Source organism: Nocardia sp. IFM 10818, from assembly GCF_054655275.1.
Window position 1 is genome coordinate 38,227 of record NZ_BAAHJH010000002.1, and the last position, 19,395, is coordinate 57,621.

Annotated in this window: 18 protein-coding genes; 12 read left to right on the forward strand and 6 right to left on the reverse strand. The window is 65.8% G+C overall.

All coding sequences use genetic code 11. The features are described 5' to 3' along the window. Window positions 1-98: 98 nt before the first annotated feature. The 3 genes from ACYQ5L_RS39160 to ACYQ5L_RS39170 form a co-directional block, all read right to left on the reverse strand. On the reverse strand, window positions 99-722 hold the full coding sequence (locus ACYQ5L_RS39160) for a hypothetical protein (RefSeq protein WP_459963739.1): 624 nt from the start codon (window positions 720-722) through the stop codon (window positions 99-101). Beyond that, the gene (locus ACYQ5L_RS39165; protein WP_459963740.1) at window positions 719-1,723 is read right to left on the reverse strand and encodes a ParA family protein; all 1,005 of its coding nucleotides are present in this window, start codon (window positions 1,721-1,723) and stop codon (window positions 719-721) included. Before ACYQ5L_RS39165 ends, ACYQ5L_RS39160 begins: the two co-directional genes overlap by 4 nt. Before the next feature lie 1,983 nt (window positions 1,724-3,706). After that, the gene (locus ACYQ5L_RS39170) at window positions 3,707-4,447 is read right to left on the reverse strand and encodes a hypothetical protein (RefSeq protein ID WP_459963741.1); all 741 of its coding nucleotides are present in this window, start codon (window positions 4,445-4,447) and stop codon (window positions 3,707-3,709) included. 326 nt (window positions 4,448-4,773) lie between these two features. Between ACYQ5L_RS39170 and ACYQ5L_RS39175 the strand changes: the two genes are divergently transcribed. From ACYQ5L_RS39175 to ACYQ5L_RS39185, 3 genes are all read left to right on the forward strand, one after another. Beyond that, window positions 4,774-5,265: a hypothetical protein gene (locus ACYQ5L_RS39175; RefSeq protein ID WP_459963742.1), complete on the forward strand. Its 492-nt coding sequence runs from the start codon at window positions 4,774-4,776 to the stop codon at window positions 5,263-5,265. Window positions 5,266-5,838: 573 nt separating this feature from the next. Then, window positions 5,839-8,397: a type IV secretory system conjugative DNA transfer family protein gene (locus tag ACYQ5L_RS39180; protein ID WP_459963743.1), complete on the forward strand. Its 2,559-nt coding sequence runs from the start codon at window positions 5,839-5,841 to the stop codon at window positions 8,395-8,397. A 28-nt stretch (window positions 8,398-8,425) separates the two neighbouring features. Then, the gene (locus ACYQ5L_RS39185) at window positions 8,426-8,770 is read left to right on the forward strand and encodes a hypothetical protein (RefSeq protein WP_459963745.1); all 345 of its coding nucleotides are present in this window, start codon (window positions 8,426-8,428) and stop codon (window positions 8,768-8,770) included. Between the two features lie 207 nt (window positions 8,771-8,977). Here the strand turns inward: ACYQ5L_RS39185 and ACYQ5L_RS39190 are convergent, their stop codons facing one another. Continuing rightward, window positions 8,978-9,316, reverse strand: coding sequence for a DUF397 domain-containing protein (locus ACYQ5L_RS39190; protein ID WP_459963746.1), 339 nt, complete (start codon window positions 9,314-9,316; stop codon window positions 8,978-8,980). Window positions 9,317-9,318: 2 nt separating this feature from the next. Continuing rightward, a complete protein-coding gene (locus ACYQ5L_RS39195; protein WP_459963747.1) occupies window positions 9,319-10,197 on the reverse strand; it encodes a helix-turn-helix domain-containing protein in 879 nt (292 codons plus the stop codon). A 159-nt stretch (window positions 10,198-10,356) separates the two neighbouring features. Between ACYQ5L_RS39195 and ACYQ5L_RS39200 the strand changes: the two genes are divergently transcribed. The 6 genes from ACYQ5L_RS39200 to ACYQ5L_RS39225 all read left to right on the forward strand — a co-directional run bounded on the left by ACYQ5L_RS39200 (window position 10,357) and on the right by ACYQ5L_RS39225 (window position 14,562). Continuing rightward, the gene (locus ACYQ5L_RS39200) at window positions 10,357-10,518 is read left to right on the forward strand and encodes a hypothetical protein (protein ID WP_459963748.1); all 162 of its coding nucleotides are present in this window, start codon (window positions 10,357-10,359) and stop codon (window positions 10,516-10,518) included. Window positions 10,519-10,524: 6 nt separating this feature from the next. Continuing rightward, window positions 10,525-10,890 carry a hypothetical protein gene (locus ACYQ5L_RS39205; RefSeq protein WP_459963749.1) on the forward strand — a complete coding sequence of 122 codons (366 nt, stop codon included), beginning with the start codon at window positions 10,525-10,527 and terminating at the stop codon, window positions 10,888-10,890. Further along, window positions 10,872-11,396 (forward strand): hypothetical protein, encoded by a 525-nt coding sequence (locus ACYQ5L_RS39210; RefSeq protein WP_459963750.1) that lies wholly within the window; start codon window positions 10,872-10,874, stop codon window positions 11,394-11,396. The genes ACYQ5L_RS39205 and ACYQ5L_RS39210 overlap by 19 nt, the downstream gene beginning before the upstream one ends. Before the next feature lie 459 nt (window positions 11,397-11,855). Continuing rightward, window positions 11,856-13,220, forward strand: coding sequence for an NsdA family TPR-like regulatory protein (locus ACYQ5L_RS39215; protein ID WP_459963751.1), 1,365 nt, complete (start codon window positions 11,856-11,858; stop codon window positions 13,218-13,220). 23 nt (window positions 13,221-13,243) lie between these two features. Continuing rightward, entirely contained in the window at window positions 13,244-13,612 is a 369-nt protein-coding gene (locus ACYQ5L_RS39220) for a hypothetical protein (protein WP_459963753.1), read from the forward strand. 59 nt (window positions 13,613-13,671) lie between these two features. Beyond that, a complete protein-coding gene (locus ACYQ5L_RS39225; protein ID WP_459963754.1) occupies window positions 13,672-14,562 on the forward strand; it encodes an alpha/beta fold hydrolase in 891 nt (296 codons plus the stop codon). On the opposite strand, the gene ACYQ5L_RS39230 is transcribed toward ACYQ5L_RS39225, so the two are convergent. Further along, the gene (locus ACYQ5L_RS39230; protein WP_459963755.1) at window positions 14,557-15,756 is read right to left on the reverse strand and encodes a GAF domain-containing protein; all 1,200 of its coding nucleotides are present in this window, start codon (window positions 15,754-15,756) and stop codon (window positions 14,557-14,559) included. The genes ACYQ5L_RS39225 and ACYQ5L_RS39230 overlap by 6 nt on opposite strands. A gap of 314 nt (window positions 15,757-16,070) precedes the next feature. Here ACYQ5L_RS39230 and ACYQ5L_RS39235 point away from each other — a divergent pair, with 314 nt between their 5' ends. The 3 genes from ACYQ5L_RS39235 to ACYQ5L_RS39245 all read left to right on the forward strand — a co-directional run bounded on the left by ACYQ5L_RS39235 (window position 16,071) and on the right by ACYQ5L_RS39245 (window position 19,395). Next, window positions 16,071-17,045 carry a hypothetical protein gene (locus ACYQ5L_RS39235; RefSeq protein ID WP_459963756.1) on the forward strand — a complete coding sequence of 325 codons (975 nt, stop codon included), beginning with the start codon at window positions 16,071-16,073 and terminating at the stop codon, window positions 17,043-17,045. A 24-nt stretch (window positions 17,046-17,069) separates the two neighbouring features. Next, window positions 17,070-17,822: a class I SAM-dependent methyltransferase gene (locus ACYQ5L_RS39240; protein ID WP_459963757.1), complete on the forward strand. Its 753-nt coding sequence runs from the start codon at window positions 17,070-17,072 to the stop codon at window positions 17,820-17,822. A gap of 874 nt (window positions 17,823-18,696) precedes the next feature. Beyond that, the gene (locus ACYQ5L_RS39245) at window positions 18,697-19,395 is read left to right on the forward strand and encodes an SAF domain-containing protein (protein ID WP_459963759.1); all 699 of its coding nucleotides are present in this window, start codon (window positions 18,697-18,699) and stop codon (window positions 19,393-19,395) included.

Consider the following 19,395-nt stretch of genomic DNA (forward strand, 5'->3'; position numbering starts at 1 on the left):
TCGCGATGTGTGGTTCGCCGGTTGCTGGGGGACCCCTCCCCCAGCAACCGTTGTGGCCTGAAAGTCTATTTCAGACCCACGCGATACACCGAAACGTGTCAGGCGGTCTCGGCGTCGACGTCCGTCTGCTCGTCCTCCGGGGCGGCCTTGTCCGCGGCCGCTTTGGGCGCCTTCTTGCGGGGCCGCAGGTGATACTCGAGTACCGGCGCGAGCCACGTCGACCGCTGACTGAAGCCGAGTTCGGCCCCGATCTCGTCGAGCTTGGCGTCCTGGGCCGGGGTCGGCCGGTAGGGAACGCCGATCTGGCCACCACCGCGATAGCGCACCGCGTCGGGATCGGGTTCGAACAATTCCGCCACCGGCCGGGTGTTGATGCGCGCGGCCGAGACGATGTCACGCAGCCGATCGTGATTGGCTGCGACGGCTTCCAGGATCAATTGCAGATGGGTGATGTCGCGCTTCTTGCACGCGGCCTTGACCCGGGTTTCGACGAGTGAATCGACGTACACGACCGACGCTCCCCCGCGCCGACCGGCCGCGGGCGTGGCCCGCTTGCGAGGTGCCTTGGGCTTGGCCACCGGTGCTTCGGCGGTGGTATCGGGCTCGTCGGCGTCGACGTCGACGCCTGCCTCGCGCAGGATCCTGGCGCGGTTCGCTGTGTTCAGCAGGCCACCGCGGCCGGTGCCGGCACCGAGATTCTGCGGTGTGAGTGGAGAGCTCATGACGGCCAATTCCCTTCAGTGACAAGTTGTGCGCGGCGATCGTCGATGCGCGCGGCGACTTCCTTCGCCAGAGCGGAAAAGTCTGCGGAAACGGTCTTGGACGCCTCGGACACCACGACCACGTCCTTGTCGGCCTCACCCCGCACGATCGACGTCCAAGAGGGGTTGTTGGCGATCTGGGAGGCCAGCTCACCGGGAAGACGGCCGTAGCGGCTGCTCTGCCGTGCCACCTTCTCGGCGAAGCGGATGTAGGACGACAGCAGGTAGCTCGAATCGCCGTCGAAGTCCTCCACGAGGTCCTGATGGAGCTCGGCGCGGATCCCGTTGCTGTTGAACATGGATGCGAACACGAACACACCGAGCAGGGTGAGATAGGGGTTGAACTCCTGGGCAGCACCGATCCGCTCGACGAGCTGGTAGAGCCCCAGTCGCGCGGTGTCGTCGGTCTTCATGGGCACCAGGACCCAGCGTCCCGCGGCAAGCGCGATCAGCAGCAGCGTCTCGTTCTCCGGCGGGGTGTCGATGATGATGCGGCGGTACCGGGGCGCGATTTCCTGCAGCGCGTACGCCAATCCCAGCATCGCCCGCGCGCGCTTGGTTTGATTGTTGATCTGAGGAGACAGCGCCGCGTCGATGAGCGCGATGTACTCGCCACCCGGCAGCACGTCCAGTCCGGGCCGGACACCTCGAACCGGCTCCAGAGGAAGTCCTGTGGTGGTGCTGGTGAACAGGCTTTGCCCTTGGTCATCGTCGTCGGTTCCCCGGATTCCGAGCAACAGCGCCACGGTGCCCTGGGTGTTGAGGTCGACGACAAGCACATCGCCCTGCTCGGTCGGATCGTCGGTGTCGACGACGATTTCCACCGGATCAGTCCATTTGTGGGCGAGGTTCACCGAAGTGGTGGTCTTGCCGACCCCGCCCTTCCAGTTGGCCACCACGATTACATTCTCGAGTACCCGCCAGTCGATATCCGCGGCCGAAAGAGTCATGGGGAGGGCCATCAGCGAGTTCCCCTCGCGGCGCACGGATGCTGCCTGATCAGGGATCGTCCGCGACCACTGCAGTGGTCGCGAAGCATCGGTTCACTTAACATTCGAAGGGCTCCGTTATGTAGTTCTACCAGCACTTTTAGGAGGTGCCGAGGGTGGTCAGTCCTGTCAGCGGGAATCGTAACGCAGGCGAGTTGCCGACATGCCGATTCACCTGTCGGCACATTTCCGTGTCGGCAGCTTTTCAGACGAGCGCCTCCGCCCATACTCCCCCGCGTCTTGCGCCACCCGCGCAGTCAGGCCAACACCCGCATCACTGCACCCACCGTTCTCTCTACGGTGACAAAGACGCAGGTAAGAACTACATTCCGTATATACCACCATGTCTACCGGAATGCATACAGTCACACCAGTACAGAGACTCGACGGATCATTGTTGTCGCTACCGTTGGCGCAGCTTCCAAAGTGGCGCAACACACAACGCGGCCACCAACGGATCGATGAGCGTGTTCATAGGTCGCAAACCTAATGTGCGCCAACACTCGTCCATGGACCGACCGGAAGACCTGTCGACACCCCATATGGTCGATGGTGAACACCGCAGGCGGACCAACTACTCGGGCGGCCTAACTAGTCACTGTCTGATCGGCCAGCTGAAGGGTAATTCGAGGGATACTCGGGTCAGCGGCTTCCAGTGGATGTTTCACAACGTGTCGACACAGCTCCTGGAGGATGATGGATTAGATCGGTATATCGGCACGGAGCCGCGTAGTGGGCCAGACGATTATGCTCATCTTTCTGAAAGTGTCTGCGCTCATGAATCGGCACGTTATCGGATGAACCGATACAGGGACATGATCCACCATTTTTGGAACGATCCATCGCCCCGCAAATGTCAGCAGTGTGCGGAGAGCAGAGCGTTCTGTTCTTCAAGGAGTAGGAAAAGAGGTAAGGCCAAGAGCGGATCGAGACGCGGTTGCAATGGTGATTTAAAGAGCACGGTTAATAGTTCCTCGAACGACATAAGCGTCACCATATGACCGCACCTTCTCGATGGCCTCTGTAGCAGCGTGGACAACAGCGCGGAGAGCCATCTGCGCATCCGTGCGGGGAACCGTCTGCCTGTGCATCGTGTCCGAGGCTGACCGAACAATCTCGCGTCGAGCAGAGCGGAGAATTTGATGGTTCAGCGATAGCATGATAAGTGGTACTACGACTGTCTCGACATCTGGAAACACTGATGCCACAACAGCTTGCCAAACGGTTCGACCAGCACTAGAAGAAGCTTAGTGATCAACCATGTAGCAACTGGACCCATCAATATGCAGCTCAATGACGCGGCGAGGCATGCAATGCATGATGCCGAGCACAGTTGCAGAAACCTCTGCCAGCATTGACACACCTGTAATCAGTGCTCAGCATATCCTTGCGCTGACCTGGGGATTTGTGTGTCACAGTGACGAAATGCACCGGGGTGCCGGTGTGCCTGTCGGCGGCGGATTGCGCAGCATCGTGATGCGTTCCCTTTCAGAATCCGGACCGCCACTGGCAGCTACCAATATCACTCCAGGTCAGAGGCGCTGGGCGCGGGTCGTGTGCCCAGCCAGCTACCCGATTGTCTGGCCGACCACTGCAGAAGGGACCATGCGGGGCTCTGGCCGAGGACAGATGCCGGCCTGTCCACCAGCGCTACGCGCGGCGCGCAGCCTGACTCGCAGTAGGCATCGCTCACCTGTCGACGAAGACTGTCACCCTGACTGCCAGTTGCGGCGCTCAGCAGAGGTGAGGCGCTCGGCAGGTCGGTGCAGGTGCGCAGAACGCTTCCGCGCTACGCCGAGGCCACACGCCAGTTTGGGAGAAACCCGGTTCAGTGCAGGACATGCAAGGCATGTACACGGGGGAGGCGAACTCACTGAAATCCCGGGTGGTGTTCGCGGCGGGACAGTCGGGCCGCAGACCAGCGCTAGGGCATGCCCGTCCCCCGGCCGGCCAGTCTCAATACTGGGATGGAATTCGGCGAGGGTCGCCGGGCTCGCCCCGCAAGGCGCGCTGGTGCCGGATCCAGCCGTGCAGCGCTTCACGATGAGGGGCACCGGCCGCGTAGACGATGACGGCTGGATCGGCGGTCCCCTTCAATTCCAGCACCAGGTCGACGAAGGTGTCTTCGAGCAGATTCTCGGCGGCCCTGTACATGCTCCACAACTGCTTGAGCTCCCAGGCGAGCAGCAGCGGCGAGGAGATGAGCAAGCCGTCGCACATCTCGGTGATCCGCCGCACCTGTCGGTTGGTGTAGCTGCTACGGTCGCCGATCTTGTCGGACCAGGTCACCGCCACCGAATAGGAGTAGACCGCGCGCTCCACCTCGAGTGGGGTCATGTCGAGGATCTCGGCGAGGTCCGCTGTCCGGCAGCCCAGGCCCCGCTGGCTCTGGGAGAGTGCGCGCCCGAGGGCACGCTCGCAGGTGGCGGTGTAGTCCGTGAGGTTCTTACGTTTCTGCGTCAGGACGGTGAGGTCGGCGACCGTGGTGAACTCGTCCTGGCCGCCGGTGAACTTCGTTGCGACCAGTGCCGCGTCCGAGGGCTGCCACTGGAATTTGGAGGACGGGTAGACGACGGTGCGGTGCCAGTTGAGATCGCGCACCCAGGACTCCGGCGGCGCGGACGGTCGGTGCTGGCGTGCACGCCCGACCGCAGCAGTGCCGCGGGTCTTGGGCAGCGACTTGATCGGAACCGTCATGGCTCTGATGATCGCAGACGTCCCACTGGTTGTCATCGCTCACAGTCATACGGCGACCATTCGCCGAACACATGCCTTGCATACGCCTTACACACGCCGAACACTCACCGTCCGTGCACCGAACACTCGGCTTGGGACAGCACCGCGAACGGCGACTGCACGGCAGGCGGATGCGGGATGTGGATCGGACGGTCGGGTTGTGGACGTCGTGCTACCGGTGTGCGGTTGACGGGAAATCGACGGCTCGAAGTGTCCGGTCGGTCCGATAGGAATCGGTCATGCCCGCGCGGGAGTGCGGGGCGGAGGGCCGAACAGAGGAGCGTCACGTGACGATGGACAGCGAGGGGCCAGCTCTGGGTGGGGGAGCGGAGCCGAAGGTGCACGACTCGAATGTGCGACTGCCGGCCGATCTCGTCACGCGTGCACGTGACATGGCGGCCAAGCTCGGCTGGGACCATGGCGATCTGGTCATCCACGCCATCGAGGTCACTCAGGGCGATGGGAGGCTCGCTGGCCGGCTGCTGCCTGCCGGTACCGTCGGCGGCGATCTGTTCGAGAAGCGTGCCGCAGGTCGCCGACGAGCCAGCAAGAGCACCGGCCACACCGAGCCGTTCTCCTACTCGGTCCTCACCTCGGATCTCGCGATCTTCGACAAACTGTGCGCGGACTTCCTCGGGGTCTCCCGGAACATGCTCATCTCCGGCGCTTTGCACGCCTACCTGCTCGACGAGCCACCCGCCGGGCACGAGCACCGCGCATCGACCGATGCCGGCGACGCCGCGGATCCCACGAGTGCCGGGCCCGCAGCGACCGATTGAAAGGACAGGGCTTCTATTGATCCTCGCTAGCCCGGCGGCATTCTCGTGGCCGAATTTGTCTATTGGAATGCTTTGGCGCGCTGTCTCGAATTCACGCGCCAGACAATTCTCCGTCTCCGACTGCGGCTCATCCCGAATACGCAGACGTCCTATCGGTCAGGCCTCCCGAACGGTGCTGCCGGAGGAAGCGCCGACCCGAAAAGCCAGGTCGAGCGCCTGATCGGGGTCCCCTGAATGGCCGGGCCCTGGGCGTGGGAATAATTGTCGGGACTCGCGCGTACAATATCGGCAGGCGGATACCTACCCCCGGTTCCGCCACTATCAGATGCCCCGGCGCGAACCCCCTTTTGCGTGCCGGGGCACTTCTCTGCCACCGCACACTCCGTTCACCGTCCGGTAGGGTTTGCGGTCCCGATGCGGGGTGCCATAACCTTGACTTCGACCATTTATCTGGCCCGACTGACCATCGGCCAGCCCCGTTGCGACGAAGGTGTGTGCCGCATGCCGCACTGCGCACGTCCAGACCGCGAACCCGCCTGCGTCCAGGGCCTCCCGGGCAGGCGGTGAGCGACGATGACGACATCGACCTCGGCGTCGTCGACGACGGCCCAAGTGAAGATGGCGCCCCCGCGCTACGGCCGCTCCGCGCCCCTGCCCTACCGCTCCCACCGCTGGCGCCGCAATACGATCGTCGCCCTGTCGACGGCGGTCGGCGTCTGCGCGGGCGGTCCACTGGTCAACTTGGACCTGTGGGTCACCACACCACTGGCCGCGGCAGCAGTGCTGGCCGCCGGTCTCAGCGCCACCAGGGGACAGCGCCGTCACGAGCGTCTCGTCGACGAGGACCGATGCGCCGAGCAACTGTGTGGCGTGCTGGGCCTCAAGCCGACCCGGGCGGTGATGCGGACAGAGGAGTGGGTCGGTACCGACCACGGCGTCGGCTACCCCGCCCGCGTGGTCGTCTACTACACCGACGCCGGCACCGAGCTTGACCCGGACTGGCGGACCCGCATCGACGAGGTCATGTCCGGGCAGCCCTGGGGTCGCTACGCGCTCAGCGAGCACAACAGCCGCACCTGCGAACTGGTCTACGAACGCGACTTCACCCCGGAGCCGGAGCCCGACCCGGAAGGGGTCGCGCGCACCAAACGGGTCATCCTCAAGATCCTCGGCCCGACCGCCACCATCGTCGGCGATCCCGAAACACAGCCTGCCCCCGAGGCCTCCGAGAAGCAGCCCGCCCCCGACAGCGCCCCGGAACCGGCCACCGTCCAGGTGAGGCGAATCGTTGCCCGGCTCGGCGAGGACGGCGTGAAGTTCGCGCCCGTCGGCTATCGCGACCGCGTCGAGAAGACCGTCTCGGCGCTGCTGCCGGGAGGCCGCTGGCGCGCGCTGTGGGACCTGGAACAGGACAGGGTCACCTTCGAGATCCGTCCGGCCTTCGACCCGATCATCTGGCACGAGCCGACCGGAAACCCGTACGTCGTGCCCTACGAGAAGGTCTTCATCACCTACTCGAACGATGAGGACGGGCACGAACTGGGGTGGCGTCCGCTCATCGACCCGCACATGATCCTGATCGGCGCGACCGGCACCGGCAAGACCGCCGCAGTGCACACCGTCGTGACCGCAGTGGCGCGACTGGGCTGGATGGTCTGGGTCGTCGACGGCAAGGGCACGGAGTTCCTGGGTTTTCGGGACTGGCCCAATATCCAGATCGTCGCATCCAAGATCATGCACCAGGCCGCGGTCATCCACCGGGTCTGGCAGGAGATGGAACTGCGCTACGAAGCCATCGAGGCCGGCGCCGACGAGAGCCAGTTCACCCCGCTGCTTCTGGTCGTCGACGAGTTCGCAGATTTCAAGGCGAACCTCGAAAACTGGTACCAGATGGTCAAGGTCAAAGGTGACCCTGCCCAGCCACGGACCCTGCTCGAGATCGCCTCCATCGTCCGCAAGGGCCGGTCGGCACGAATCCACATGGTCATCTCCACGCAGCGCCCCGACATGGACTTTTTCGGCGGCCGCGGCCGCGGCGACACCCGTGACTCGCTGCGCATGCGCGTCTCCCTCGGACCGCTCAGCCCGCAGGGCGCGATGATGATGTGGAACTCGTCGACCACCGGCACGCTGATCCCCAAGGGCGTCCGCGGCCGCGCCACCGCGGTGACCGACGACAACCGGTACGTCGAGGTCCAGTGCTTCTACACCCCCGACCCCCGGCGCACCGTCGAAGGCAGCCCGGAATACGAACGGCTGCAACGCTTGCGGCCGGGTAAGGCACTGCACGAGCGTCTCGTGATCCTCGAACCAGACCTGGAGGAGGACGACGAAGACGAGACCGACATCGACGAGATCGACGAGACCCCGCGCCCGCGCAGCCGCCGGACCGGCAACGGCTCACGCCGGCGAAACAACGGTCACAACGGCACCCGCCCCAAGAACGGATCGAGTCGTCCCAAGCGCCCCCCGCAGTCGGTGTTCAAGAAGTACGTCGAGGCTACCTGGGGACTGGCCTCCCGCCATCCCGATATCGACCCGGTCGAGCGGCGCAAGAAGATGGCCGAAGCCCGGGCCGCGGGCGAGCACTACACCCTGCTGGGCTTGAACAGCTTCCTCGAGCCGACCGGCCCCAGCAACGGGGCCACCGAGCCGTCGACCAACGGTTCGGGCCCGTACGCGCACGGTAGGCCCGTCGACACCCCGCACACCAATGGATCGGCGAACGGGTCGGCCAACGGTCACAGTGCCACCGTGACGAGATTGCCCACAGCCATGGCAGCCCCCGACGACGAGGAACTCGACGACACCGACGAAATCGACGAAATCCACGGCAGCGCCGCCGCATCCGGCTTCGCCGACGATTACGGCGACGGCTACGGCGAGGTCGAGACGGTCGCGCCGATGGACGTCGCCGAGGGCGACCTCGTTCAAATCATCGACGGCGTCGACCACTGGGGCGTCGTGACCTGCGCACCCGGACCCTCACTGTTCACCGACGACGGAGACGACGACGAGGGCGGCGAAGTCACGATCGAAATCCTGTGCTGGACCGAGGAGGACGGCGAACAGATCGTGGACGCACCCGAGGACGGAGAAGTCACCATTCGCCGTGTCCTGCGCCCCAACTGAACCCCGGACCGACCAGGAGCATCCGCCCATGACTCAGCAACTTCCCCCCGGCCGCCCCCACACCTGGGTGAAACCGGAAACCGGCCTGTTCATCACGGTGTGCGTGGCCGTCGTCGTTATCCTGCTGTCGCAGAAGGACTTCCGCGACGGACGGCTCCGATGGCTGGTCGAGCACGAGATACTCGTCGCCGCGGCCGAGCATCCGATCTGGATGCTGCCCGGCGAGATCGGCGGCCTCGACCTGCGCCGCCTCATCGTGCTGGCGTGCGTCCTGACCATCATCGGCGCCTACCTCGTCAGCGGGCTGTGGCACCTGCGCCGCCGGCTGCCGCAGCTCCGGCTGATCCGGGGCGACTGGGCCTCCCGCCCGTGACGGCCCGCCGACGCACCCCTGCGACGCGAAAGGCAACGTGATGACCGCGAAACCTACTGGGGCACAGCAACACTCGCCATGCTGGTGCCCACACCCCGCCGACGTTCACACCGCCGACCTGGGATGCTGGCTGTGCGACTGCACGCACGGTCGGATATCGGCGCAGACCGGACCCGTCACCGCGCCTTGATCGACGGGCCGCCCGTCTCAGGCGACCGCCAACGTGTCGAGGTGGCCGGCGCGAGCGTCGCACACGAACGCGGTCCATTCCCCGTCGTCGAAGCGGAGTTCGACGTGCCCGTCGGCGTCGCGGAGCAGGACGTCGTTGCCGTCACGCTGAATCGTGAGCGCGCCGAGCACACCGAACACTCCGCCCCGGGCGGCGTCGACGAGCGCCTGCCAGGCGGGCTTGGCGAGCACGATGGTGCCGCCGTCGGGGGACTTGCTGTGCCGGACCAGGATCGCTTCACCGTGCGGGGCGAACTGGACACAGTTCTCGCCGTTGCTGCTGGCCTGGGGGGTGCGCCAGGGAAGGCGGGCGTTCACGACTACTCCTGTTCCGAAAGTGCACTGACACGACGCCGGATCGCGTCGGCGCTGTCTGCAGGCGTCAGCGCCGCAGCACGGAGCCGCTTGGCGGCCATCCTATAGAGGTCGAGCAGATCCGGGGACTGGATGTAGACCGCACCAGCGGGGTACTCGACATAGCCGATGGGCTGTGCCTGATCGAACTCCAGCACCATGAAATCGCCGTCGAGGCCGGGATGCACGGCGACCTCCAACGGCATCACCTGGATCTCGACGTGGTCCAGGGCCATGAGCTGCAGCAGGTGCTCGAGCTGCCGACGCATGATCTGCGCCCCGCCGACGCGTCGGTCGAGCACCGCTTCCTCGAGAACGGCCCGATAGGTGAGGGGATTTGCGGTGGTCAGCCGCTGCCGCGCCAGGCGGGCCTCCACGACGGCGGGCGCGTCCATGGGAGCCACACGCAGGTTGTGTTCCAGCAGCGCGGCGGCGTAGTCGGCGGTCTGCAGCTGCCCGGGCACCAGCATGGACTCGTAGACGGTGACGGCGCTGGCCAGTCCTTCCAAGCCCACGAACGTTCGAAACCACGCCGGGAAAGCCTGCTCGAACGGCGCGAGCCAGGCTGTCTGGTCGGCCCGCTCGGTCAGCGCCGCGATGCGCTCGATCTGCGCGGGCTCGCTGCCGTAGAAGGTCAGCAGGGCCGTGACCTCCTCCGCCGACTGGTTGTTGCGTCCGCTCTCGAGGTGGTTGATCTTCGCCTGCGTGCACCCGAGGTGCTGCGCGGCCACCGCCTGGGACACACGTGCCTGGTCACGGGCACTACGCAGTTCCCGGCCGATCAGGAAACGCAAGGCGTTCGGGTCGTTCCTGTGGTCGGCGGTGCGGCGCTTCTGGCTGGCCATGCCTCTCCCGTCTGCGGTGACGACGTGCAATAACACAGTAGCCGGATCGTGAACCGCTATTGCTTCAGTAATTTATTACAGCTACGCTGACGGTAGCGGATGTGACGCAGGTAACACATCAAGATCACTTCGGCAACTTCCCTCAGGTGGTGAGGCCCGATGCAAGGCCAGCTCACGAACGAGACGCACCCGATCACGGATCCGCGCGCCGGCGCCGACATCGTCGACGCCTACTACGCCGGCCACGGCTGCTGGACCGTCTGCCGGTCCAACCCGGTGGACGGTCCAGACCGCACACCACCGTCTCCCAACCCCCGCTGATCCTCCATGGCCGCCACGCCCCTCGGCCGCACCCGCACCGACGATCCCACCGCGGTGCAGGCCCTCCCGGTAGGCGGCGAGTGCTGGGTCATCCCCCAACTGCGGGGCCGCACCCTGACCGTCGCGCAGGCGGAAGCCGTGCTCCTATTCGCCGACACCCTGGACGCCATCCCGCCGGGTGACTGCTCCCTGATCGACGCCTGGTCCTCCCTGGCGAAATGGGCAGCTGCCGTAGGCCTCACCGTTCGCGAAGTAGCCGCCATGGTGAACCCGACAGCCCAGATCCCGGCAGCCATCACGGCCCCAGTCCCTCCACGCGAACCCGCGCCACCGAGACGAAAGGGGGGTTGGTCATGGCGGCCGTCCCGCTGATCATCGACACACTCGCCAGAATCCGCCTCCGCGGAAACAGGAACCCCGCCCTTCTCCCGCGTCTCGACGGCGTGCTGCCCACCCAGTACCAGCTCTTGCGGGCGGTCCGCGGGCATTCCATCGACGGATACACCCCACCGGCCCGGATCGTGGCCGCCCGCGCCCACCACTTGGCCGAGCTCAACGCAGCAGCACACGTCACCGACTGCCGCAGCCCACAGGCCAGCATGATCGAAAACTCGAGAAGGGCGACGATCGCCGAGATCGCCGACACCATCCGGCGCAGCGTGACCGATGAGACAGTCGATTGCGCGCGGCTGAGCACAATCATCGCCGCCGTAGCCGCGCGCTCCGAGGAAGCCTTCCGGGCGTTGCGCTGCTACGGCGCGACCGACCACCGTGTACACAAGCTGTGGTTCGAATTGGCAGAGCTGTCCGACGAATACGCTGGAATGATCATCGAACTCAGCGCCAGGGAACGCCGTACTCCTGCTGTCCGCAGTTGACTTACGCCGCAATGTATTCCGCGTCACTCGCCTGCCGAAGAGGCTGTCACCCAGACGGGCCGGTGGCCCTGCGGAGAGGGGTATTCCGCAGGGCCACCGGCTATTTGGGTACGGCTGGTCAGACCGCACTGTGGGTGGAAGTCCTCGTTTCCGTCGCGCAGGAGCACTCTGCCGAATGGCCGCCACCACCACAGATCCATTCCATGCACGCCACGGAAACAAGGCGCTCAGCGCCGGTCGGTAATGAACCCATCACTGCACCCTCCTTCGCGCTGATCGCGACCAACCAGCAAAAGCTGGCCGCACTGCGGATCAGATGCCCCGATCTGCTTGTTGGCGTTGATGATTCGGCCGCACATCTATGCTCTCTCGCGAGGCCATCGACGGAAATATCACCGCGTTGTCCTCCTGCTGTCCTACTGTTGTACTTCGACGGGGATCGACGACAAAGGCGACGCTGTGTACGCAGGTGATTGGACCGGACACGAAGCGGTGCTGCTGCAGAAGGCAATGCGGCTGTCGCAGCGCGATTTTGCACGAAAGCTCGGCGTTCAGGCTGTTACGGTGGCTCGCTGGCATCGGTTCGGTGCACGCCGCCAACTGCGGTCCGACAGTCAACAGATCCTCGACGCTGCAGTGGAGCTTGTCACGGACGAGGAGCGACGTCGCTTCGAGACACTGCTGCGAACTGAGCCTCGTGCAACACTCCCACAATCGCCGACCCTCGGAGAATTCGCTGCACCCGCGTCGGCACCTATCCTCAAGGGCGACATGTTCGTTCGGCATATCACGCCGAGCGACGAGGCGCACTTGGAGATCACCGACATGAATCGTCGCGAACTACTGCTCCTGCTGAGCGTTGCCGCAACTGTCCACGCGGCTCGGATCGACTGGGATCAGCTAGTGCGCGCTGATGTTGGCGATCGTGTTGACGCTGGTGTGATCAGTCAATACGCACAGGTGAATCAAGCCTTGTGGGACACCTACAGCACAGAGACATCCAAGGCGACGGTGTTCCCAGCGGTTCTCGAACATGTGAAGGTCCTTGTGCAGACTGCTCGGCACCCGGGTACCGACCTGGTTGACCGGCAGGTACGCGAACTGGTATCCGATGTGCTGCAGTTGGCAGGCGAAGTGCTTTTCGACGCTGACCTCTATGCCGACGCCGCGCAGTGCTACACCTTGGCTGCTGAGTTTGCGGCGGACGCCAAAGCCCATGACTTGTGGGCATGTGCTCTGACCCGCCACGCTTATCTCGGTATCTACGATCAGCGCTGCGATCAGGTGCTGCCGCTGCTTCAGGACGCCGGCGCGATTGCCGGTCAGGGCGATTCGGCGTTATCGACCCGCTACTGGGTACAGACGGTTCACGCACACGCACTGGCCGGAATCGGCGATGCGAGTGGGTGTGCACGCGCGTTCGATGCGGCTCGAGGTGTCTACGATCTGTCCAGCGGCAGGTCGGTCAAATGGCTGCGGTTCGACGGCACCCGGATTGATGAAGACCAGGCAAGCTGCCATGTCCGACTCGGAAACGCCGAAGCCGCAGAGTCCATTCTTGAGCCGATGATGCAGCGACCGCTGTCACAGCGCCGCCGCGCCTCTGTGCTGGTTGATATGGCCGCAGCGGGAGCCTTGCGCAGAGATCCGGTCCAGGCAGTTATGTACGGTTCAGCGGCATTGGACATCGCTCGCCAAACTCATTCCGGTTATGTTGGTCGCCGACTCAATCAACTTGGCCCACAACTCAGCCGAATGCGGGGCGACCGCCATGTCGAGCGGCTTGCGACGGACATCGTGGCCCTGACTGCGGCTAGCGCATGAGATCGAACCAGGAGAGCAAGCTCGTGTACAACAGCGAACAGGGCGGACGTCTATTCCGACAGGCTTGGATCGATGGGGTGACCCGCCACTATCCGGGAACACCAAAGCCGGGAGCGGTCGCCCCCTGGGAGGAGACACCGGATTGGGAGCGTGCAGCGGCTTCCACTGTGTATGGACAGGTCGTCGACTTCCTGGCTCAGACCGGCGGTAAGGCTGCGGACCTGAGTCGGGACCAGAAGTCCCGTTTCATTGCTCTGTTATGGATCGGCCAGGTAAGGCACCGGCTCCCTGACGCGCCTGCTAGCTATCTCGCGGACTGGGATGAGATGAAGCCATGGCAGCGGGAGACCGACGCGGACATTTTTGAGGCGGTGCAGAAGTCGCTGGGGTAACCGGTCGGCCTGCGGCGTGGTCATGCTGTTGGAAGCCTTAGTCGACCTAACCTGCATGGATGACGTTGAGGGAACCTCGATCGCTCAGTCTTCCGGCGAGCACCGCGAGCATCGTGGAGTATGGTGCTCCGTCTGGCGTTCCGGTGCTGGTTTGTCACGGCATTCCCGGATCGCATCGTGAGGCGGAAGCCTTCGACAAGGCCGCGGTCGCCGCGGGAATGCGAATCATCGCGGTGGATCGGCCGGGAATGGGTGAGTCACCGATCGCTGACGGCCCGCGCCGGGTGGGGGATTGGGTCGATTCGGCGGTCGCGATCGCAGATTTGTTGGGTGTGGCGAGGTTCGGTGTGATCGGCGTGTCCGGGGGTGGCCCGTATGCGCTGGCTTGCGCGGCCCGGGCTGCTGGCAGGGTGACGGCGGTGGCGGTCGTCAGTTCGCCGGCCCCGTTCGCGGGCGGCGGCGCCGGCCTGGATGCGATGGCGCGTAGGCGTCGTCGCGGTGTGGCGTTCGTGCGGAGGTTCCCGATTCTGATGCGGCCGATGGCTGCTCGGATGCGTGCGGTGGTCAGCAAGCCGAGCGGTGTTGCCCGGTTGGTGGACCAGATGGCGTCGGCTGATCGGCGCCGTGTCGGTCGTGACGCCGAGTTGGCGGAGAAGCTGCAGGCCAATATCGGGGAGGCGTTCCGGCAGGGGAGTAGGGGTTTTGCGGAGGACATGCTGGCGGTGTTTTGCCGACCGTGGGGGTTCGAGCTCGCCGATATCAAGGTGCCGGTTGCGGTGTTCCATGGGGCTGAGGATGCGAATGTGCCGCTGGCCGACGGGCGCCGGCTGGCCGATCTGATTCCAGGGAGCCGGCTTCATGTGGTGGAGCACGCGGGCCATCTGCTGTTCGTCGATCATCCCGCGGCGATTTTGGAGTCGCTGCGGGATGCGGGCGACTCCAGGCTATGACCCCGTTTGACGGTCAGCGATGTCGCGGCACAGCTGGCAGCCGCTGACCACTGGTGTGGGGATCTCCGACAGCGGCGTGACGTCGAGCAGGGCTTGTGGCCGGTCGCCGTCGAGTATGCGGGTCCATATGGCTTCCAGCAGGATCCACTCGTCCTGCTCGGAGAACCGGATGCGTACGCGCACGGTCGCGGTGTCCTTGACTCCCATCGCCAACTCGAAACAGGTCTGGCGTACCTGGGCGCGGTCGTCCTCGGAGTAGGAGGGGTTGTGGTGGCGCCAGCTGGCGAGCGGGCTGTTCGGCTCGGTCAGCCATTCGTGGCAGAACCCGGTTTTCAAGTCGACCAGGCCCAGCGCGTGGCCTGCCGGAATCGGCATGTGCCGGACCGCGACCAGGGCCAGATCGGGTGTGCGGGGTTTGTCGGTGCCGGTGATGTCGGTGACGACCGCGCGGACTACGCGGGTGTCACCGGTGCCGACGGCGCGGGCGGCGAGGAACAGATCGTGGCGGTCGTCGCTGCCGTAGGTCTTGGTGGCGGTGCCGATCCACTGTTCGGCGGGCACGTCGAGGCCGGCGAGGTTGAACAGCGCGAGGAAGCTGGCGCGGTCGTCGAAGGTTTCGAATTCGGCGAGTAGCTCGGGGATGGTCTGGCCGGAGAGCTCGGGGCCGGTGGTGCGGAGCAGGAACTCGGCGGCGGGGGAGGCGCTGATGAGTCCGGAGATGTTCCATTCGATGGCGCCGATGATCGGCATCCGCGGGAGCGCTTCCTCGATGCCGCCGGCCCACACGGCGACGGCGTGGACGTGGCCGGAGGGTCCGAGGACCGGGACGCCGATGATGCGCTGGACCCGGTCGTCGGGCAGGGTGAAGGCTTTTTCATGGGTCTGGGCGGTTGAGACGCAGTCGTGCACCAGCGGTCCGAGCAGGCGGGCGGCGATGTGGTTGCGGGCGATGCTGGCGCGGGTGAGGCGGGAGAAGGCGCGGGGGTTGCCGCCGTCGAGGACCATGGTCGGCTGGTCGGGGTCGGCGAGGGTTTCGATGACGACCCACGGCCAGGATGTCTGGGCCGCGTCCGGGGGTTCGGTGTGATGCGCTGGCGGGGATTGAGAGGTCGTGTGTGCCGGTGGTGCGGGGGTGCGGCGGGACGGGGGAGCGACGTTCCCAGGTTCGTGGATCCGTCGGGCGACAGGTCGCATGTGAACCTCCTCGGCTACAAGATCGGTCACTGCCCGAATTGGGTTACTTGTCGGGGCTCGTCTCGGATCGTCGTCCGTGGCGTTGTCGCAGGCCAGCGGTGTTGCGTTGCCGGGACAGATCTTGCCTTCGGTCATACGATTGTGCTATGGAGCCTACCGTACCGAGCGGTCTGCGCAGTGGGGCGCACCGTCGGCCCGGCGCACCAAAAGAGCAGGTAGAAGCGTTTTCCAGAGCTCGGACCGATCCCTATCCAGTGGGCGCTCTGGTGAGAGCCCGGTCACTAGCGACGCTGGCGGAGGCCGACGAGCTGACCATGACCGATGTCGCGTTCCTGTCCACGGTGTCCACCAGCACCCTGTCGAGGCTCTGGCAGGACGAGCAGTGGCTCGACGCGGTGTCGGGAGCGACACTGCAGCGGTTGATCACCGCGGTGCCGGGACTGGCCGGCTACGTCGAGCGCCGCAGCCATTCGGCGCGCGTGGAAGCGGCGTTGCGGCGTTGCGCGGAGTCCGGGCTCGAGGTCCGCCACGATCGACTGGCGGACCTGATCCGGACCGGCCAGCCGGTGCAGTACGTGGCCACGGTCCTCGAAGCCGCGGCCGGGGTGATGCGCTTGGACGCACGGGCGACGGTGGCGAGCCTGGCGCGCTGCTGGGGTTCACGCCAGAGCCATGCGCTCGACGCGGTGTTCGCGCTCTCGCCCGAGGGGCTGGTGGCCCGTCCGGAGGAACTGGCGGACAAGGCATTACAGCTGGTCGACCGGGTGGAGACAGGGAACGCGCTGCGCCCGACCGTCGGCTACGGGATCCTGGTGCACAAACTGACGCGGCTGACCGGTCAGATGCCGGCCGCGGCCGCGGCCGCCGCGGACCGCAGCTCGGCCTTCGCGCACCGCAGCGGCGTCATCGGCGTGCTGATCGGCGGCGGCGACGTTGACGCGGCGATCGCCTATCAGCGGGAACTGGTCGGCAATCCGCTGCTGCGCCGCAACGAACTGTGGTCGCTGGCGTCGTTCGGCGGGGACATCGCGCTGACCCCGGAGATCGGCGGCGCGACGAGGGCACGGCTACACCGGACCGCGGCCGAGGTGATCGGTGATATCGTCGCGCTGCCCGAGGCCTACCTGCACTATCTCGCCGCGACCGCGATACCGGTTCTGCTGGACTACGATTCGACCTTCGGCTCGGCGGCGCCGGAACTGCAGCGCGCCGTGACCGCGCGGCTCGACAATGGCGTGCAGGACCCGCGGACCCGTTCGGCCCTCGCGGATCTGATCAAACGCATGTGACAGACCGGACGAGGGGAGCGAATCGTGCTGGGCGACAACCGCGTATCGGAGGCCTACGCCAAGAACGCCGAGTTCTGGATCACCGTCATCCGTGACCGGCTCGACCCGTATCAGACCCAGCTGACCGATCCGGCGCTGCTGGCCATGATCGGCGACCCGGCCGGTCTCGAGATCCTCGACGCCGGGTGCGGGGAGGGGCATCTGGCCCGCCGCCTGGCGGCGCTGGGCGCGCGCCATGTCCACGGCGTGGACACGTGCGAGGAACTGCTCACGGCCGCGCGCAGCCACCCCGACCACCGTCCCGCCACGGCGAGTTTCCATCATGCCGACGTGGCCGCGCTCCCGCTGCCCGACGACAGCGTCGACCTGGTCGTCGCCAACCGGCTCCCGAACGGGATCACCAACCCCGAGAACCGGTTTCGCGAATTCGCCCGCGTCCTGCGACCGGCCGGGCGGCTGATACTGCTCGGCATGCACCCGTGCTTCTACGCCGCGCGCGCCGAACGGTCGGCGACCACCGAATTCTCCGTCGACGCCTATTTCGGTGTTCGCACCGTCGAGCAGCAATTCCGCGTAGCCGATCTGGTGTCGCCGGTGGCGTCGGTGCAGCGGTTCTACTCGCTCGAGACCTACATCGCGATGATCACCGGGGCCGGTTTCGCGATCACCGCGTTGCGCGAACCGCATCCCACCGCCGAGCAGCGCAGGGAAAACCCTTGGTGGGACGCGAATTTCGTGCGCCCGTTGTTCCTGCTGCTGGAGTGCGTACCGCGATAACCCCGCACGGAGAATGTCCAGCCCGCGGATTATTGTCCGCGGGCAGTTGTTGCGTAGATCACATTCGAGGCTTACGCTGACTTCCAGCACGAAAGGCAACGGCTCAGCAATCGCCGAAATGGCCTGTAGTGCTTTGCCAGGGACTGTAGTGGCAGCCCTGAGGGCGTGATTGGATTCCGCGTTTTCGCGGGCTCGTATCCAATTCGCATTCCTTCATTCGATCTCGCGTATTCCGGCGTCCCGTGACGGAGCCGCCGCCTGCGCATCGATCCTCTGCCACCCACCCCGAGAGGGGGCGTCCCATGGCCATTCCCGCGTTCACCGTCACTCCCCGTTCCCCTGTCCGCGTCGGGTCCCGCGCACACCCGGGTCGCCGATTTCCGCATCCGGTGGGTGCCAGCGGATCCCTCACGGCCATTCCGGCCCGTGCCGGCGCGTGGTTCTTCGTCGGACTGCTGGGCCGGGGACTTCTGCTCGGATTGCACGACTCGGCGATTCCCTGGTGCCGCCGCATGACGCGGACGGCACGGCTGTCGGGCTGGCGAAACATCCCATCGCCGTCTCCAGTGAAAACACAGCAAACCGACAGCAAATGTTCGGTGAGTGAGCATGAAAACCGACGGGTCTTGTCCGGTTTGCCGTTTCCCGGCACCGGCAGCACCCCGCGACATCTCGCAGGACACGGCCAAAGGGGGCTGCCGATGAGCACCACACGCTCGGTGCCGGACACCACCGCGCCCTGCCCGTGCCGACTCGCCACCCCACGAACGCGGGAGCACACCGTCCCGGCGGCCGCGGCCGCCGCATTTCACCCGATCCCTGCCGCGCCCGTTCCGGGCCAGCGTCAGATCAGCGCGAAAACGGAGGTTGACCGATGATCGATAACACCCAGCTGGCGCCGCCACCCCCGTCGGTCAACGGCCACCACCGTGCGCCCGACCCCGCCGGGCAGCCCGGTCAGGTGAACCGGGTGGCCACCGTGCGCACCCGCCGCAGCATCAAATGGATTGTCGGCGGCGTGATGTTGGTGGCGCTGGCCATCGTGCTCGCCGTCGGCGTGGCCAACAAGATGTCCGACCGCCAGGAGGTTCTCGTCCTGGCCAAGGACGTCTCCCAGGGACACACCCTCACCGCCGCCGATCTCACGACCGCGCGCATCAACTCCGATGCCGGCCTGAACGTGCTGCTGGCCGCCGACCGCGGCACGGCCCTGGGCAAGACCGTGAACAGCAGCCTCACCAAAGGCACCGTTCTCAACCCGAATGTGTTGTCCAACGGTGTCATCCCGCCGCAAGGAATGACCCTGGTCGGCATCGAGGTGTCCGCAGACAAGCTGCCGGCCGAACCGCTGGTGCACGGTGACGACATCCGGCTGGTCGACACCCCGCGCGACCAGGACAACAGCCCGGTGCAGGCCCCCATCACCACCAACGCCCAGGTGGTCGGTGTGTATCCGTCCGACGCCGGCCAGACCAAGGTCGACGTCCTGGTCCCCAAGGAAGAAGCGTCCTGGGTCGCGGCTCGCGCCGCCACGCACCGGGTCGCTTTGATCCTCGACACCCGGGAGCGCTGA

Excerpts from the sequence above, each read along its gene's own strand:
- ACYQ5L_RS39160 (WP_459963739.1), bottom strand. The coding sequence starts at position 722 with ATGAGCTCTCCACTCACACCGCAGAATCTCGGTGCCGGCACCGGCCGC.
- ACYQ5L_RS39165 (WP_459963740.1), bottom strand. The coding sequence starts at position 1,723 with ATGGCCCTCCCCATGACTCTTTCGGCCGCGGATATCGACTGGCGGGTA.
- ACYQ5L_RS39170 (WP_459963741.1), bottom strand. The coding sequence starts at position 4,447 with ATGACGGTTCCGATCAAGTCGCTGCCCAAGACCCGCGGCACTGCTGCG.
- ACYQ5L_RS39180 (WP_459963743.1), top strand. The coding sequence starts at position 5,839 with ATGACGACATCGACCTCGGCGTCGTCGACGACGGCCCAAGTGAAGATG.
- ACYQ5L_RS39185 (WP_459963745.1), top strand. The coding sequence starts at position 8,426 with ATGACTCAGCAACTTCCCCCCGGCCGCCCCCACACCTGGGTGAAACCG.
- ACYQ5L_RS39195 (WP_459963747.1), bottom strand. The coding sequence starts at position 10,197 with ATGGCCAGCCAGAAGCGCCGCACCGCCGACCACAGGAACGACCCGAAC.
- ACYQ5L_RS39200 (WP_459963748.1), top strand. The coding sequence starts at position 10,357 with ATGCAAGGCCAGCTCACGAACGAGACGCACCCGATCACGGATCCGCGC.
- ACYQ5L_RS39205 (WP_459963749.1), top strand. The coding sequence starts at position 10,525 with ATGGCCGCCACGCCCCTCGGCCGCACCCGCACCGACGATCCCACCGCG.
- ACYQ5L_RS39210 (WP_459963750.1), top strand. The coding sequence starts at position 10,872 with ATGGCGGCCGTCCCGCTGATCATCGACACACTCGCCAGAATCCGCCTC.
- ACYQ5L_RS39225 (WP_459963754.1), top strand. The coding sequence starts at position 13,672 with ATGACGTTGAGGGAACCTCGATCGCTCAGTCTTCCGGCGAGCACCGCG.
- ACYQ5L_RS39230 (WP_459963755.1), bottom strand. The coding sequence starts at position 15,756 with ATGCGACCTGTCGCCCGACGGATCCACGAACCTGGGAACGTCGCTCCC.
- ACYQ5L_RS39235 (WP_459963756.1), top strand. The coding sequence starts at position 16,071 with ATGACCGATGTCGCGTTCCTGTCCACGGTGTCCACCAGCACCCTGTCG.
- ACYQ5L_RS39245 (WP_459963759.1), top strand. The coding sequence starts at position 18,697 with ATGATCGATAACACCCAGCTGGCGCCGCCACCCCCGTCGGTCAACGGC.